Raw genomic sequence first — 14,002 nt, 5'->3', positions numbered from 1 at the left:
TCAGCGTCGACCGGTCGATCTTGCCGTTCAAGCTCGCGTTCCACCGTGTCACGCGCGCCCTCGACAGGATCTTCCTGCGGCAGACGCTTATCTGTTCGCTTTGTGCCTTGCTCGCTCGCCCGGTCACTGTCCGATCCCAGTTTGGACGGATCGTCCTTTGCAGAATGCTTCGTCATTGGCTTACTTACCTATCTGGCCTGCCACGTCGGCGGATCACGTGCCGATCTGTTCAGAAGCAGCCCAACAGGCGAGCTGTCTCTTTGTTCCGGCTATCCCGTGCGGCAGTCGGTCAGTCCCGATCCTCATGGTCTTCCGCCTGTGCCGGTTCCGACTCCTCGAGAGCTTCAATGACCGGGGCAAGCGAGGTCTCTTTCCGCGGATTTGATTCTGTCGGGTCCTCCTGCTCGGCGGTCATGTCGAGCGCCCGCTCGATTGCATCTTCGATATTGCCGATTTCCTCCTCGCGAACCTCGTGCCCGTAGCCCGCGGCGTCGGCGTCCTGCTCGAACTGTCGCACAAGCACCGGAACGCTGACTTGCGTGTCGGCAGGCAAGTTCCCGACGTTCTCCTCGAGCCAGCTTCGAAAGAACTCCCTGGTTGCACTCATGAGCCGCCTCCTTCGAGCTGAGAACGGCCGCCGTCTGCCAATGTTCCTCTGGCGGAGCTTGCGTTGCCGCGTCTTTCGTCTGAGCGGTTACAACGAGGATCTTCGCGGCAGACGGGATCGCTCATGCACGGCCCGCCGGGAAGTTGCGGCCTCCGGTCGATCTGGAAAGCTTAGCGCAGGAATGGCGGCTCCTCAGCAGCGTCCCTCGATCGACCGGATCACCTCCTCGACACCTCGCAGTCGGTTTCGATTTCCCGCGTGATTAGGTCATCTGGCGCCCTGACATTTAGGCACCCGAAACGCCTTGCGCATGTTCGGAACGTTCGAGTCCAACTGCCGTTACCGACAAAAGAACAGGAGGAACCGATGAGCGGACGCAGAACCCATGACCAGCAAGTGCGCATCCTGGAAGAACGTGAGAACACGAAGAACGCGCCCAAGGAATTCGACGCCAAGGCGGAGCTGAAGCAGCCGGCCGCGGAGCGCGAAGCGCGGCGGAAAGGTTCGGACCTCAGGAGCGACACGCCCGACCTCGTCGACCCCAATGATCGCAACATCCTTCGCGGCAAGAATCAGGAAAGCGGCCACAACAAGCATCGTGGCGACTAAAGCCTGTCAGGCACGTCTTGGTCCGAAGCCGGTTTCGACTTTCGGTGGATATGCTTTAGGCAGAGCGGCTTTCGGCGTGAGATGCGATCGTCCCGTGGCTGGCGGGCTTGGCCTCGGCACACCTAGCTTTGAATTCTTGGGCCTCCGCTTCCGTGAGATGCTCGATGCCGATGAAGTCGTTTTTTGCGCGGCCTGAGCGAATGAGCTCATCGAGCTTCGCCTGAATGGCCACGCCGTCGCGGTTCTGGGTGTTTTGAATCAGGAAAACCATCAGGAAAGTAACGATCGTCGTCGCGGTGTTGATGATCAGCTGCCAAGTCTCGGAATGATGAAAGGCCGGGCCGGCAATGGCCCAGAGGACCACCGAAACCACGCACAAGACGAAGGCCCATGCACGGCCCCCGGCATGGGCGACATTCTCCGCGAGCCGATTGAATGCTTTTTCCAATGTTGAACTCCGGACTTTCACCCTGACGAAATTTCCCGCCAAGCCAGCCTGACGATATCGTACCGGATGAACTGCACCGAGGTGGAGCGGTCTATCCTGTCGGTCGGCGCTGGGTACCGGCAAGAAGTCAACTGAAGGCGGCGCGACGCCAAGAAGGCGACCGCTCAGCGTTTCGCGAGGAGGCGGGCCCCGTCATTAATCGCGGCCCCGGTCAAAGAGACCGGGGCCGCGTCGCCAAGTCGACTTTTGGCATGCGAATAAGCGTTTATCGGGCGCCTTACGCGGCCGCCTGCATGGCCCGCTTGTTCGCACCGCTTTCGCCGAGCTTGCTAAGTGTCTCGTCGGTAGCGGATTCTTCCTTGAGGGTGTCGCGCAGCAAGGGGAGGGCGTCTTTCAGGCCCAATTGCTCCGCCCAGGCAATCAGCGTGCCGTAGCGCGCTATTTCATAATGCTCGACCGCCTGGGCGGCAGCCACAAGGCCCGCGTCGAGCGCCGGCTCGTCCTTGTATTCCTCGAGGATCTCCGAACCCTCTTCAATGATGCCATCGATCGCGGGACACGTCTTGCCGCGCGCCGGCTTGCCCAGCATTTCGAAAACCTGCTCGAGCCGGTCGACCTGAGCTTCAGTCTCGGTGCGATGCTTTTCGAAGGCCGCGCCCACTTCCTGTGACTGCGCCGCCTTGGCCATCTTCGGCAGCGTCTTCAGGATCTTTTTCTCTGCATAATAAAGGTCTTTTAGGCCATCCACGAACAGGCTTTCCAAGCCGTTCGCCGCGCCGGACGAAATTTTCTTTGCCATCGACGTCTCCTTCGTTCGACTTTCTTGACCAAACAAAACCGGTGGGATCGACCGATGTTCCCGCGAAATATTTTTTGAAGCCGGGACGACGAGCCGAGGTGCGCGAGCGTTACTTCGGCGTGCCCTTGCCGTTGCGGGACGAAAGTTGGTCGAGCATGCTGAGCGCTGCACTGGGACCCGCATGCTCCAGCAGACCCTGCTCGGCGGCCGCCTTCTTGAAGGCGGCAAAGGCGATTGCCGGCCGGCAAATCCCGTTGGTCGCGTCTTCCACCAGCCGAACCGCCTTGCGATAGGCTGGTGAGTCCTTGCTCTTCCATTTCCGGCCAAGCGCCTTCTTGGCGTCAGCGATCGACGACACCATCATCGTGCCGCCGTTGACGAAGTGGATGGTGAGGGGCAGAAATCTGCTCAAGGCTCTTTCACCGTCCTAGCCATTCGCACGCAGCCCGGGCGGGCCCGACGAAGAGGTCCGCGGTCGGCGCCGCCGCCAAGGGATTATCGGTCCGAAAGGATTTCATGGTGCTACCGCCTGTTTGAGATCGCATAAAACGAAGCTGCCGCCGGGTAGTTGCATTCAGCCGGCCCGTGGCGGTCAAAAAACGTGCTCCTTACTGATCGCTGTCCCGGCGAGCGGCGCCGGCGGTGGTGGCGGCCGTGGTTGAGGTCCCGGCGGATGTCGCGACCGATGTCCGGATTGAGAGCCGGCAGCTTCGGAGCGAGGCCAACCTTTTCTGTTCGCGTGCGTTGTCCCTCGAAAGCGAAGGAGACACCGATGCCGACGAAATCCGACAGGATGACCGACTCCGCCACACCGATGAAATCGGCCCCGCGTACCAAATCCACCTCCGAGCAGGCGGCCAGCAAGCAGCGGAGCGTGCAACGCAAGGTCGACGCGACCGATCGCGCCAAGTCGAACGGCAAATCCAAATCAGAAGGCGCCATGCAGGCCGGCGCGCGGGAATACCCAGTGCCGCCTTTCCCGAAGCAGCATCATCCGAAACCCGGCGAGGAATGGGCGATCGAGCCCGCGCCGCTCTACGACGCGCCGTTCTGGCAGGGATCGAACAAATTGGAAGGCAAGGTGGCGCTGATCACCGGAGGCGATTCCGGCATCGGCCGCGCAGTTGCCGTGTTGTTCGCCCGGGAAGGGGCGGATATCGCCATCGCCTATCTCAGCGAGGATCGCGACGCGAAGACGACAAAGCAGGCAGTCGAGGCCGAACGCAGGCGCTGCATCATCATGCGCGGCGACGTGGCCAGGCGGACCTTCTGCCACAAGGCGGTGGAGCGGACGCTGAAGGCCTTCGGCAGGCTCGACGTGCTCGTCAACAACGCTGCCTTCCAGGTGCATTCGACCGATTTCGCCGACCTCACCGAGCAGCACTTCGACACCACGCTGAAGACAAATCTCTACGGCTACTTCCACATGGCCCAGGAAGCCGTTCCGCATATGAAGCCGGGTTCGGCCATCATCAACACCGGGTCGGTCACCGGCATCGAAGGCTCGAAGGAACTCATCGATTATTCGATGACCAAGGGCGGCATTCACGCCTTCACCCGGGCGCTCTCTGGTAACCTGATCAGCAAGGGCATTCGCGTCAATGCCGTGGCGCCGGGGCCGGTTTGGACGCCGCTGAACCCGTCGGAGAAGGAAGCGGAGAAGGTCTCGCAGTTTGGCGCAAAGACCCCGATGAAACGGCCAGCCCAGCCGGAAGAGATCGCGCCTGCCTATGTATTTCTCGCTTCGCCGCAATGCTCCAGCTATATCACCGGCGAGATACTGCCGATCATTGGGGGCTATTGACCGCGGCCGCCTATATGAAGGTCTTGATGAAAAAGGCGGTTCTCGATCCGCCGGCCGTCTTGGTAATCCGGCCTGACGGGCCGCCCAGATAATCTGGTTGGCCAAACGGCCGGCAAGGCAGTCGCAGACGCTGGGAAGAGTCCGAAGGAATTCAGATTTTTCGGCACAAGCCTGAACCTGTCGGCCATTCGGCAGTTTTCAAGGCTAGGAGGTTTCGATGAACGAGCACACCGACAAAGGCGACTCGCATGACGGTGCCGTTGAGATCCTGGCCGGCCGATTGGCCAGGGAGGCAGACATTTCCGAAGAGCAAGCCCGCGAACTGATCGAGTTGATCGGGACCGATTGGAATTCCCTGCTTCGAGAGGCTCATTTTCTGAAGGCGCGGCATCGCCTATGAGCGAACGCGGGGCCGAATTCTTTGGCGAATGGATTACCAACAACGTGATGCGCGGCAGCGTCGGCGCTGACATCATTTCCGTCGCGGAATTGACGACCAAGCTCTTTGCAGATGCGAAGGCCGCAGGTGTTTCCGAGCATGAGATTGAAGAGGAGATCGGGAGCGCTTACGATGCCATATTGGCTGCAATCGTCGGACTTGAGGACTCGGGCAAGTCCGATTGAAAGCCAAGGCAGCCTGCAATTAACCCGGATAGGGGCGCGTTCAGCCCGCCTTGCGCGGAACGATGTAGCCCGTCCCTTTCGCGCCGCGGGATCGGCCGACGGACCGATGCTGCCTATGGGCTGCAGGCTCGATCGCCGGCGCTGTTTCCATCTGCGATCGCTCAGCGTCATCCGACATGACAAAGGAGAGCGCGATCAGATCGTCGGCGTCGATGCCGCCGCGACCGTTGTCCATATGGTCGGCGACCCTTTGAAATGCCTGCATGTCATCCATGCTCACGTTGGCCGCCCGCAGCCTTTCTTGGAGACCCGTCAACTTGGTGGCCAAGGCGTTGGAAATTTCGATCATAATTGCCTCCGTGGTTCCAATCTTAAGTGCCAGACCGAGGATAAGAGCCTCGAACAGTGCGGGGGCCGATGAACAGACTGATTTGCCATTACCTGCTATCGCCCAGCCGCTCGGCCTGCCTGGCAACCTTTGCGAACTCTCCGTCTGTTGAGATGACCTCGAGGGTGGCAGGGGCTGATCCTCGCCAGTCGCGACCCAATGAAATTTCTCGCAAGATGTTTCCTGCCCCCGACCTTTGAGTTGGCCCGTACGACATTTGTCCCGCATTCGCTGGGACCGGTGGCCGAGGTCCAGAATTTTAGGGAACGGTCGCTGTCGGATTTTGTTGATTGGATGCCTGCTGCGCACGTTGCCAGGTTTGCGCACTCAGGTACCAACCTCCAGAATACTCAGCCCGCAGGCTCCGGTCTGCGGGCTTTTTCGATGCCATGGGATGCGGCGCTCGCGCTGCCGCTGCCCGTCCGCATCTGGGACGGCGGCGTCGGCTGCGAGACTTGGCTCTCACTCATTAGCTTCGGAAACAAAAGGCCGGCCGGATCGTTCGCTCTATGCCAGACCACCGGGTGCCGCGCCATGCCATCCACCTCGATCAAGAAAACAAAATACGATCCGGCCAAAGGCATTCTTTCCGTATGGTTTGTGACCAGCGGGAAACGCTACGAGTTCGAGGGGGTGCCGCCGGAGACGTTCGCGGCATTCCGATCAGCCTTTGCCAAGGGCCGCTTTTTCAACGCGCACATCCGCAATCGCTTCCGATATCGTCGCGTCACAAGCGATGACGATGATTGACCGGCTATTCAGCGTCCAGTTCAAGCGGCTCGTGCTGCGCTGCTCATGATTTGGCGTGGATCCCGGCGATCGCCGCTGCGTTGGAGCTCTTGGTCATCCGCGAAGCTTTTCGGCCTCGCGTTCCAAGGTCTTCCGGTCGTTGCCGTGCTGTTTAATGAGATCGCGAACCTGTTGCGCCGTCAGCCCGACCTTGTTGGCGAAATGCCGGACTTCGTAGTCATCGTCCGCTGATACCCGGTTGCGGTCACTGCCACCACGCTTGCTCTTGTCGTCTGCCATCGCTTGTTCCTCCGGCAGGGAATAACAGCGGCCGCGCAGGAATGTTCCAGGCGCGGCAAGCGGCAATTTTAGGCGGGACTAACAAAAGTTATCGAAAACGGACTGCTCGCTCGTGCAGGATTAACGTCACTCCGCCCGCCACGGCGGAGGATGGGAGGACCGGCCTCAACAAAGCCGAAGGCCGGGTTACTTGGCCCGTTGCGCGGATCCCTTGGGCGCTGCGACGGGCCAAGGTCGCTTGCGTCAGTCTTTCCTCCAGCGGCGCCTTTCTCGCCAAGCCAGTAGTGTACCATTAACATTTGTTACTGCGGACCTGCTAATGAACTGCGTAGATGACCTGGGCGGGCGTTGCCCTGGGCTTTGGAGTTGGGTTCGGTTTGCGGCGACAGTGTCACCGACTTGAGAAGCGAACCGATAGCTAGGCCCGTTGTCTAACCTTGGCGGGTCACGGCAACGGGTCTAGCGTTCCTCCGCTTGGGAATGGGATTTCCGGCCGAAGATGAATGTGCCGTCTCTGACGGCGTTCACACTGGCCCCGATACGAGCCCGAAACACCTTCGCGGCATGAGCAGACAGCCCGCCAGCGCTCACAAGGAACTTTAGCGGCATCTAAAAGTTCTCCTCGGGCAATCCCGCACTCCTTGGGTCGAACGATGGCCGAGCTGGCATCAACTTTCGCATATTCATCAGGGCTGACCGGCGATGATATGCTAAGCGCAGTCGTGTCGTTACTGGCCGGCCTGCTGCTCTATAATGTCATGCGCGAACCAAGCCGATAGGGCTCCTGCCGAGACGAAATTCACAGACCGCGCAGTGACGCCGGACAAAAGTTCGGTGGGCGGCCGTTGCTCGGTAGCGCAGCATGGAGGCAATCGGCTATTTGCCCGGGACCTCAGTCCGATCCAATTGACTCGTAGCTGACTTTTTTTGGGTGTATCCTTTCCCCGTTGTGGCGTATCGGGGTGAGGTAAACGATGCGTGGAAGCAATCGCAATGCTGTCCCGCCCAAAAGTGCGGGATGCGGTATAGTTGAACCTGCAGAGGTCAACATTCTGGCCAAGGCGGTGAGTGACTACTGCTCCAGTCACAAAATCGAACGCAAGGACGAGCGGGAAAACGTCGCGGTCAAAGTCATGAGCCTTTTTGGACGCGGTGTAACTGACGCTGACCAGCTGTTGGAAGAACTCGAGAAGGTTCGCTAAAGCGAGCCTGGTGCCCTCGGCTGGAACAAGTCCACTAAAGCCGAAGTTCGCGTAGACGGGTTCTGAGCAAAATGAGCGCGTTCGGAAGAGCTTGTGTGAAATGATCCTCAGGCGATGCAGCACTGGGAGAGCGCTCTAGCCGAGAGACGCAACAGATGCCCGTCATTCCAGGAATGGCGGGCATCTATTTCACTGCTGCCGACGAAGAAGGTGACGCATTTCCTCGCCGGTCCTACCAAATGATGCATCGGGCAAGTTGTTTCTAGCATAACGACCAATGCGCCGGCCTGTCTAACCTCAGTAGAGCGGGAAGAGGTCGTTCCTCGACGGCACTAGTTGGGATCGCCGGACCTCGAGCCCCCATGGGCTCCGCCGCCATAGCTGTCCCCCCGCGACCTTCCGTTGCCGGATCTAAGAAACTTTGGCTTGGGACCGACGTGACCGTGGTTCTTGTCACCCCATCCATTGCCCGGACGTGTTCCTCCCGATTTGGCAATCGCCTTGGAGTTCAAGCTTGTGCCGAGCAGCAATGTAATGGCCGGAGGCGTCACCGCAGCAAAGCGTCCAGCCTGCTTGAGAAAATCGCGGCGCGCGTTGGCCTCTGAAACAAGCTTTTCGGAATTCTTTTCAATAAGCCTTTTGCTCTCATTCGGCATTTTAGCACTCCTTTCCTGCAAGATACTTTAATTGCTGTCTGCAAAGAAAGTAGTTCTCCAAAAGGCGTACACCGCGCCGGTGTCCGGAGCGGCCCGGCTCTCTGGCCGAAAAAGGCCAGAATTGAGCCGGGCCTGACCGGCGGGGGCTCGGAATCGCAACACGGCGCCGGCTGACCAATGAGCATATACCCCTGATTGTATAGCCGGAACGCATTCATAAGGATAAAGCCGAGCCGGATCAGTGCAGCCAATATTACGGCTTCAAGCTGGCGCTAATATTCGAGCAGGCTGATGGAACCCGAACGGTGCGGTCGGGTTGGTAACATGCGACCACACTCGTTTTCTCCCATTCAGGGTGCGGCCGCACTACTCCGTAAGCAACAGAAGCCCGTCGCGCTTGCGCCATTGCGCGACGGGCTTTCTGGTCCACTGAACTTGTAGGTCGATACCCTTCATGTGCGAAGCAGCACCGCGAAGGCGGCTTGACGGCTGAAAACTCAAACAGGTACCCGCCACCCGGGGGAGTGTATGGCGGGTACCTGACCTCTCTCCGCCGACGACTGAAGGATTCCGCCGGCTCTACCAAATGTCGGAACGGGCTTAATGTTTCAGTACTGGGACCAATGCGTTTGGATGTCCGACTTCCGTCCGGAGCGACAATGCTTTCAAATCATTGGTTCAACCAACCCGCACTAGACCTGGGAAGTGCTCGGACTGGTCTATGTTTTCATCAGCGCAATTCGATAGGCGCCTTTGTTCGCCACGCCATCCCAGATGAAGAACGCGGCAAGGGCGGCGACGATCAGCAGGATCGGTCGCATGGCTGGAATTCCCTCAAAGCTCCTCGTACGCGCGTGGCCTGATTATCCGCCTGTTCATCTATGTCTACAAGCAGTTGCTAACGTATTGAGAACTCGCCGGGCTCGCCGCCCCATAGCCCAGCCCCAAGCCCGACGAGTGCCGACCCGGGAGGGTACCGGCATCATCCTATTTGCAAGGCTGATGCCAGCATATTCCGTCCTGAAATGAAACAGAGGGTGTGTCAGCGTGCGCAGGCTTGAACGATGGCAAAGCCTATGCCGATGACAACCGGTACGGAAACACTCCTCCTGCCCGAGACAAACGGATCACCAAAAATGTTCCGCCATCGCGGAACACCTCGCATTCGAAGAGGTTTGGGGCGCGGCGGCGCAATTCCCTCCCGATCTGTGCACAGCCGCCGGGCGGAGCCTCCCATTCTCCGCAGGCCCGCTCCCTGGCTCCCATCAGGGGCGGGCCTTTCTTTTAGATCTCGCGCTAAGGGAACGCTCCCGGGAGTTCCATATTGAAATCAAATTCGAGTTTCCCCATTGGGGTTCGCATGCGCAAGCCTGCCGGCAGAGCCAGGCCCGAATAGGAGTTCACCGCCATGGCGATCCGCCAAAGAGCACTGGAAGCGGAAATTTTCGATCCGGAAGAGCTGGAATTTCTGGCCCGCGTCTTCGACCGCTTGAAAAATGATAGTCAAACGACCGAGCAACGTGAGGCGCTGGCCTCTCGCATCATCGCCAACTTCATGGTGGGAATTGTGGACGAGAATGAACTCGTTTCGCTATCCAGGCTACCGTTAGGTAGGTAACGGTCTGAACGGACTGGACTGCCTGCCGCTCGCCTCTTGTGAATATTCGTCATTGTTGCCGCTGGGCTACAGCCCTTTGGGCGCGACTGTATTAGGAAACGCTTGTGCGGGGTTCTCGGAATCCGGCGGACCATCTGGGAACGGGGCGCACAGCAGTTTTGAGGGAAGATGGCCCGTCGGCTTTGGTCGGCGGGCTTTTCTTTTGTATGGCCTTGTCTGTAGGGCCTTGTCGTCGATCAGCGCCGCTTTCCGCGTGCTTCGGCCCTTGCGTCGCTACTTCCGGACCTACACCTTTTTTAAATGACGGTCGGGTGCTGCCTCAGCCAGATCGGCGAGCCAACTTCAGCAAGGGGGATTCGCCATGAAGCGCACCTATGAAAAGCCCGTCCTGGTCAAGCGTGACCGCCTGTCCGCCGTTACGGCCGTGATCGTCGTCTCGCTCGTGAACGGCGCGGCGTCCCAATAAGGACGATGCCCGTCACTCCAGGCAGGAAATGGCGGGCATCTATCTAGCTGCTACCGACTAGGAAGGTGACGCACTTCCTCACCGGCTCTATCAAATGATGCAGCGAGGCTTAGGTTTCAGCATGGGGACCAAAGCGTCAGCCTCTCGGACTTCTGTCGCATCGGCGGAAGCGATCATTCTGCCAATCGTCCCGGTTGGGTCGCGCGGCGTGTGTCTCCGGCCGAGGTTCACCGCGCCGCGCGAAGGCGTAGCCCGTTCGACCTCAGGCGAGCGGGCTCTCTTGTCTGTCTTGGAACAATTCTGTGCCGCTGCAGTTCGCTTTCTGGGCGCAGCTCCCGGCAAACAGAGACGGTCGAGCGCGCCTTGGTCGGGTTGACCCCGACGCAAAGAGCCCGCCCGCGGAGGAGGTGCGGCGGGCTCTTCTGCTGATCCGGCTAATTCAGCCTGGCCGGCGGCTCGCCGGGATAGCAGTAGTGATTACTATCCGCAGGCCGACCGGGGTATAATCTCCAATGGCCGTTCGGATAGCGGTTGTCCTGGCGCTTCTCGCCGCCTTCGCCTACGGGTTCGCAAAACTCGTAGAGCGGTATGGTGGTGCGGGCAATGATCCCGCATCACCCTGCGGAAAGGTGCCAAGCGTCGATTGCCCTGACCCGAATGCGCCGCCTCCCTTTCCCAAGCCCGACCGGACGGAGCCTCAAAGGCAGTCCGGTGCGTCAAGCCTGAAGGCATATTTGTAAATTGCGCGGTTTCCTTCATCGGTCACCCGCACCCAGAAATGTTCATCCCGTCTCGCCAGGACGTCTTTGCCGGTGACTTTCTGAGCAGCCTCCCAAGGGGCACGGGCATTGACAACGTGATAAGCCACCACCTGGTCGCCAGCCATCTCTTCAACTCGGTATGTCTTCATGATCGCTCCAAGCAGCGACCCGAACTTGGAGCGAGGAGGGTTGTTCCGGGTCTTCCATTTTCGCTCGCCCATAGCGAGCGATTGCAGGGCAGCCTTGGGCGCCTCTAGGCGGGGCAGGTGGCCCGGTAGCCTTGGGTGGCTATGGGGGTGGCCACCGGGCCTTGGCCGGCAGGGGCTTAGGGAACACGATGCCGGCGAACGAGTATATGCGCATCTACTAATAAATCAAAATTCAGCCAAAAGGCCGAGCTGGCCCTTGAAACGCAAACATGACGGCTGGACGCTCCAAGAGCTGATCGATGCGGGCATGTCTGCCACGGCCGGCTGCCTCGACTGCCGTCGTCATGCTCGATTACCGGCGGTCCGCGACCGCTTCGGCCCAGAACATCAATCTGGCCCCAATCAGCCCAGTTTGGAGAGCCGGTTGAAATTTGTTCGGACCCGGCGGCCGGCAGGTTTGAGTGCTGCGACCATGGACTCCTTCAGAGCACCGCCGCTTAGAAAAGACGGGCTCCGGCCGGATAGAACTTCAGGCCAAAACCTTAAAGCCGATCGTAAGATCACCAATTGTGCAGCCGCCATGCCTTCGGCGAAGGCGAGCGCCTTCTCGTTGACCGCAAGCATCGCCTCAATCCCTTTCGGGGCACGGCTGCTTGCATCCAAAGCAATCAGCGGAAGGCGCATGGCGACGACAGCGGGTGCCAACATCAGGTCTCCACAAAGCGAGAATGCATTTTGGGTGTGGCGCTTCTTGCGAGTTGACATTGTGCCCCCATCTGGACCCGGCTGTTCAGCCAATACGCACCAATCCGGGGTTTGTTCCTGGAGGATGGCGGCCTTCATGAGTCCGTCATAAGGTGCGAATACATTAGCGAGGCCGGATGTCCCATCATCGGCTCCTACAAAGTCTCCTGCCCGGTTTCGGCCGGGCATTCTTTTAGCCTTCAACGAGCGCCAGCTTCGACCTGATCGCGCAGTCGCGTTCACGACGGCATCGGCGGCGTGAAGGCCCAGCGCGATGTCCAAAAGACCCCGCAAGCGAATAGATCGGAACCTCCCGCCCGCGGCGTCATTGACCTCTGCGGGCCGCGTCAGCCGGACCTGGTGGCAAAGAGAACAGGGTGGTTTTCCGGCTTCACATCCTGGCCAACGAAAAGGCAGTCGAGCTCTTGTCCCACCCGGCCCGCTTCAGTTCGGTGTCGAGCGCATGGCAAAGGACGGGAAATCAAGGACCGGCTGGCTTCAGGAGGCCTGGCTTCTGCTGAAAGAAAGCGTCAGCGGTTATATGGATGACAACGCGCTGAGCCATGGGGCGGCGATTGCCTTCTATGCCACTACCTCTCTTGCGCCGATCCTTCTGATCGTTGTGGCGGTCGCAGGTCTCGTCGTCGGCAACGACGCCGCCCAGCTCGCGCTCTCGGCCCAGATATCGGGCGTGATGGGTCCGCAGAGCGCCGACCTCTTGAAGGCGACGATCGAGACCGCTTCGCGTCCCTGGTCCGGCGCGCTTGCCACCATTATCGGGCTGGTGACGCTCCTGATCACAGCCTCCGGCGTGTTTGGCGAGATGCAGCAGTCGCTGAATGAGATCTGGAAGGTCGAGCCAAGGGCCATGTCGCTCTCGCGTTTGGTGCGGGCGAGGGCGGCGAGCCTTGGTCTCGTAGCCGCGCTCGGTTTCATGCTCCTCGTGTCGCTCGCGGCGAGCACGGCCATCTCGGTGTTGGCCGATGTCATCAACCAACACCTGCCGTTCGGCGAACTGATTGTGAGTTCGATCAACACGATCGTATCGTTCGCGTTGATCGCGCTGCTCTTTGCGGCGATTTACAAGGTCCTGCCGGACCGCAGTCTCAAATGGCGCGATGTCGCTGTCGGTGCGCTGGTCACCGCGCTTCTCTTCACCATCGGCAAGTCGCTGATCGGCTGGTACATCGGCAGCAGTTCGATCGCCACTTCCTATGGCGCCGCCGGCGCGCTGATGGTGGTGCTGCTATGGGTCTATTACTCGGCTCAAATCTTTCTGTTCGGCGCCGAAATCACGCGCGCCTATTCGGTGAGCAGAGGAAGCCGGGCCGACCTCAGGCGGGTTATGAAGCCGGAGGTCGGAAAGACGGAGAGGTGACGGTCAAGCAACGCCGGAGAACGCAACACTGCGCGCGAGCCTCTGGCTAAAGAGATCAGGCGTTGGGCCAGACAGCGTTGGCTTAGGCTGACAACCTGAGAGGGATCGTCGCCACCTGTCGGTCCATCAGGACGTGATTAGGTTGCGAAGCCGCGATGAGGCCGCCGCAACCCAGTCACGCCCGGCGGGCGTCAACCGACGATCAAACAGACTCCGATGTCGTCGTTGTCATCAATGGGCGGTCTGCGAATGAACACCGCCCGGCGCCGAAATGCCGCTCAAAGCCTCTCCAGCCTCCCGTGTCTCACCCTTTCTTGCGAGGTCTCCGAGGGAGATGATGCCAACGAGCCGTTTGTCTCGGTTCAGAACCGGGAGCCGGCGCACCTGCAAGTCTCCCATGTTAGCAAGAACATGATCGACGTCTTCGTCATCGAAGCAATATCTTACCTCTTGGCTCATGACATCGCGCACCTTGGTATCGGGACCTTTGCCCAGCGCTATCCCGCGGATGACCATGTCCCGGTCGGTGATCATCCCCACCAGCCGGTCATTTTCACCGACAGGCACGACGCCGGCGTCGAGCTTGCCCATCATCAGCGCCACCTCGCGAATCGACTGTTCGGGATTCGCGACGGCAACGTCCTTTGTCATGCAACTGCCGACCTTCATGGCTATCTCCCTTTGTTGCGGAGCCCGCCCGCCGAACCTGAACTGAGAAAA

Annotated in this window: 19 protein-coding genes; 9 read left to right on the top strand and 10 right to left on the bottom strand. The window is 59.8% G+C overall.

Annotation, left to right across the window (positions count from 1 at the left end; all coding sequences use genetic code 11):
* Window positions 1–289: 289 nt before the first annotated feature.
* The gene (locus tag P9230_RS05440; protein ID WP_278117737.1) at window positions 290–607 is read right to left on the bottom strand and encodes a hypothetical protein; all 318 of its coding nucleotides are present in this window, start codon (window positions 605–607) and stop codon (window positions 290–292) included.
* Window positions 608–973: 366 nt separating this feature from the next.
* Between P9230_RS05440 and P9230_RS05435 the strand changes: the two genes are divergently transcribed.
* Window positions 974–1,216: a hypothetical protein gene (locus P9230_RS05435; RefSeq protein ID WP_278117735.1), complete on the top strand. Its 243-nt coding sequence runs from the start codon at window positions 974–976 to the stop codon at window positions 1,214–1,216.
* A gap of 55 nt (window positions 1,217–1,271) precedes the next feature.
* Here P9230_RS05435 and P9230_RS05430 read toward each other — a convergent pair whose 3' ends face one another.
* The 3 genes from P9230_RS05430 to P9230_RS05420 all read right to left on the bottom strand — a co-directional run bounded on the left by P9230_RS05430 (window position 1,272) and on the right by P9230_RS05420 (window position 2,875).
* The gene (locus P9230_RS05430) at window positions 1,272–1,664 is read right to left on the bottom strand and encodes a low affinity iron permease family protein (RefSeq protein WP_278117733.1); all 393 of its coding nucleotides are present in this window, start codon (window positions 1,662–1,664) and stop codon (window positions 1,272–1,274) included.
* A gap of 277 nt (window positions 1,665–1,941) precedes the next feature.
* The gene (locus P9230_RS05425; protein WP_278117731.1) at window positions 1,942–2,463 is read right to left on the bottom strand and encodes a ferritin-like domain-containing protein; all 522 of its coding nucleotides are present in this window, start codon (window positions 2,461–2,463) and stop codon (window positions 1,942–1,944) included.
* 109 nt (window positions 2,464–2,572) lie between these two features.
* Entirely contained in the window at window positions 2,573–2,875 is a 303-nt protein-coding gene (locus tag P9230_RS05420; RefSeq protein ID WP_066994825.1) for a DUF982 domain-containing protein, read from the bottom strand.
* A gap of 402 nt (window positions 2,876–3,277) precedes the next feature.
* On the opposite strand from P9230_RS05420, the gene P9230_RS05415 reads away from it, so the two are divergent.
* The 3 genes from P9230_RS05415 to P9230_RS05405 all read left to right on the top strand — a co-directional run bounded on the left by P9230_RS05415 (window position 3,278) and on the right by P9230_RS05405 (window position 4,891).
* The gene (locus P9230_RS05415) at window positions 3,278–4,267 is read left to right on the top strand and encodes an SDR family oxidoreductase (RefSeq protein WP_278118342.1); all 990 of its coding nucleotides are present in this window, start codon (window positions 3,278–3,280) and stop codon (window positions 4,265–4,267) included.
* Between the two features lie 217 nt (window positions 4,268–4,484).
* Window positions 4,485–4,667, top strand: a complete 183-nt coding sequence (locus tag P9230_RS05410; protein ID WP_067320556.1) for a hypothetical protein — start codon at window positions 4,485–4,487, stop codon at window positions 4,665–4,667.
* Window positions 4,664–4,891 (top strand): DUF768 domain-containing protein, encoded by a 228-nt coding sequence (locus P9230_RS05405; RefSeq protein ID WP_095779498.1) that lies wholly within the window; start codon window positions 4,664–4,666, stop codon window positions 4,889–4,891. Before P9230_RS05410 ends, P9230_RS05405 begins: the two co-directional genes overlap by 4 nt.
* A gap of 40 nt (window positions 4,892–4,931) precedes the next feature.
* Here the strand turns inward: P9230_RS05405 and P9230_RS05400 are convergent, their stop codons facing one another.
* Complete coding sequence (locus P9230_RS05400; protein WP_127239691.1) at window positions 4,932–5,240, bottom strand: hypothetical protein; 309 nt, start codon at window positions 5,238–5,240, stop codon at window positions 4,932–4,934.
* Window positions 5,241–5,438: 198 nt separating this feature from the next.
* On the opposite strand from P9230_RS05400, the gene P9230_RS05395 reads away from it, so the two are divergent.
* Window positions 5,439–6,029, top strand: a complete 591-nt coding sequence (locus P9230_RS05395; protein WP_278117729.1) for a KTSC domain-containing protein — start codon at window positions 5,439–5,441, stop codon at window positions 6,027–6,029.
* Between the two features lie 93 nt (window positions 6,030–6,122).
* Here the strand turns inward: P9230_RS05395 and P9230_RS05390 are convergent, their stop codons facing one another.
* Entirely contained in the window at window positions 6,123–6,308 is a 186-nt protein-coding gene (locus P9230_RS05390) for a DUF3606 domain-containing protein (protein ID WP_066994850.1), read from the bottom strand.
* A gap of 974 nt (window positions 6,309–7,282) precedes the next feature.
* Between P9230_RS05390 and P9230_RS05385 the strand changes: the two genes are divergently transcribed.
* Complete coding sequence (locus P9230_RS05385) at window positions 7,283–7,510, top strand: hypothetical protein (protein WP_067320564.1); 228 nt, start codon at window positions 7,283–7,285, stop codon at window positions 7,508–7,510.
* Between the two features lie 332 nt (window positions 7,511–7,842).
* On the opposite strand, the gene P9230_RS05380 is transcribed toward P9230_RS05385, so the two are convergent.
* The gene (locus P9230_RS05380; protein ID WP_082953717.1) at window positions 7,843–8,166 is read right to left on the bottom strand and encodes a hypothetical protein; all 324 of its coding nucleotides are present in this window, start codon (window positions 8,164–8,166) and stop codon (window positions 7,843–7,845) included.
* Between the two features lie 1,408 nt (window positions 8,167–9,574).
* Here P9230_RS05380 and P9230_RS05375 point away from each other — a divergent pair.
* Window positions 9,575–9,784, top strand: coding sequence for a hypothetical protein (locus P9230_RS05375; protein WP_278053380.1), 210 nt, complete (start codon window positions 9,575–9,577; stop codon window positions 9,782–9,784).
* A gap of 361 nt (window positions 9,785–10,145) precedes the next feature.
* Window positions 10,146–10,250, top strand: a complete 105-nt coding sequence (locus tag P9230_RS05370) for a putative RiPP precursor (RefSeq protein ID WP_278053378.1) — start codon at window positions 10,146–10,148, stop codon at window positions 10,248–10,250.
* Between the two features lie 697 nt (window positions 10,251–10,947).
* On the opposite strand, the gene P9230_RS05365 is transcribed toward P9230_RS05370, so the two are convergent.
* Window positions 10,948–11,160, bottom strand: coding sequence for a hypothetical protein (locus tag P9230_RS05365; RefSeq protein WP_278115397.1), 213 nt, complete (start codon window positions 11,158–11,160; stop codon window positions 10,948–10,950).
* Window positions 11,161–11,562: 402 nt separating this feature from the next.
* Entirely contained in the window at window positions 11,563–12,003 is a 441-nt protein-coding gene (locus tag P9230_RS05360) for a hypothetical protein (RefSeq protein ID WP_245322512.1), read from the bottom strand.
* 364 nt (window positions 12,004–12,367) lie between these two features.
* On the opposite strand from P9230_RS05360, the gene P9230_RS05355 reads away from it, so the two are divergent.
* Window positions 12,368–13,282 (top strand): YihY/virulence factor BrkB family protein, encoded by a 915-nt coding sequence (locus tag P9230_RS05355; RefSeq protein ID WP_095826182.1) that lies wholly within the window; start codon window positions 12,368–12,370, stop codon window positions 13,280–13,282.
* 231 nt (window positions 13,283–13,513) lie between these two features.
* Here P9230_RS05355 and P9230_RS05350 read toward each other — a convergent pair whose 3' ends face one another.
* Entirely contained in the window at window positions 13,514–13,951 is a 438-nt protein-coding gene (locus P9230_RS05350) for a CBS domain-containing protein (RefSeq protein WP_095779493.1), read from the bottom strand.
* Window positions 13,952–14,002: the final 51 nt, after the last annotated feature.

This window comes from Mesorhizobium sp. WSM4887, assembly GCF_029625865.1.
In the GTDB taxonomy this organism is placed as follows: Bacteria; Pseudomonadota; Alphaproteobacteria; order Rhizobiales; family Rhizobiaceae; genus Mesorhizobium.
The sequence above is the reverse complement of the archived record's forward strand: the minus strand, read 5'-3'. Positions and strand labels throughout refer to the sequence as shown.

Bases quoted from the DNA above. Each gene is read 5' to 3' on its own strand.
- P9230_RS05440 (WP_278117737.1), bottom strand. From the start codon at position 607: ATGAGTGCAACCAGGGAGTTCTTTCGAAGCTGGCTCGAGGAGAACGTC.
- P9230_RS05410 (WP_067320556.1), top strand. From the start codon at position 4,485: ATGAACGAGCACACCGACAAAGGCGACTCGCATGACGGTGCCGTTGAG.
- P9230_RS05360 (WP_245322512.1), bottom strand. From the start codon at position 12,003: ATGAAGGCCGCCATCCTCCAGGAACAAACCCCGGATTGGTGCGTATTG.
- P9230_RS05415 (WP_278118342.1), top strand. From the start codon at position 3,278: ATGAAATCGGCCCCGCGTACCAAATCCACCTCCGAGCAGGCGGCCAGC.
- P9230_RS05405 (WP_095779498.1), top strand. From the start codon at position 4,664: ATGAGCGAACGCGGGGCCGAATTCTTTGGCGAATGGATTACCAACAAC.
- P9230_RS05400 (WP_127239691.1), bottom strand. From the start codon at position 5,240: ATGATCGAAATTTCCAACGCCTTGGCCACCAAGTTGACGGGTCTCCAA.
- P9230_RS05380 (WP_082953717.1), bottom strand. From the start codon at position 8,166: ATGCCGAATGAGAGCAAAAGGCTTATTGAAAAGAATTCCGAAAAGCTT.
- P9230_RS05370 (WP_278053378.1), top strand. From the start codon at position 10,146: ATGAAGCGCACCTATGAAAAGCCCGTCCTGGTCAAGCGTGACCGCCTG.
- P9230_RS05350 (WP_095779493.1), bottom strand. From the start codon at position 13,951: ATGAAGGTCGGCAGTTGCATGACAAAGGACGTTGCCGTCGCGAATCCC.
- P9230_RS05375 (WP_278053380.1), top strand. From the start codon at position 9,575: ATGGCGATCCGCCAAAGAGCACTGGAAGCGGAAATTTTCGATCCGGAA.
- P9230_RS05425 (WP_278117731.1), bottom strand. From the start codon at position 2,463: ATGGCAAAGAAAATTTCGTCCGGCGCGGCGAACGGCTTGGAAAGCCTG.
- P9230_RS05435 (WP_278117735.1), top strand. From the start codon at position 974: ATGAGCGGACGCAGAACCCATGACCAGCAAGTGCGCATCCTGGAAGAA.
- P9230_RS05365 (WP_278115397.1), bottom strand. From the start codon at position 11,160: ATGAAGACATACCGAGTTGAAGAGATGGCTGGCGACCAGGTGGTGGCT.
- P9230_RS05355 (WP_095826182.1), top strand. From the start codon at position 12,368: ATGGCAAAGGACGGGAAATCAAGGACCGGCTGGCTTCAGGAGGCCTGG.
- P9230_RS05395 (WP_278117729.1), top strand. From the start codon at position 5,439: ATGAAATTTCTCGCAAGATGTTTCCTGCCCCCGACCTTTGAGTTGGCC.
- P9230_RS05385 (WP_067320564.1), top strand. From the start codon at position 7,283: ATGCGTGGAAGCAATCGCAATGCTGTCCCGCCCAAAAGTGCGGGATGC.
- P9230_RS05390 (WP_066994850.1), bottom strand. From the start codon at position 6,308: ATGGCAGACGACAAGAGCAAGCGTGGTGGCAGTGACCGCAACCGGGTA.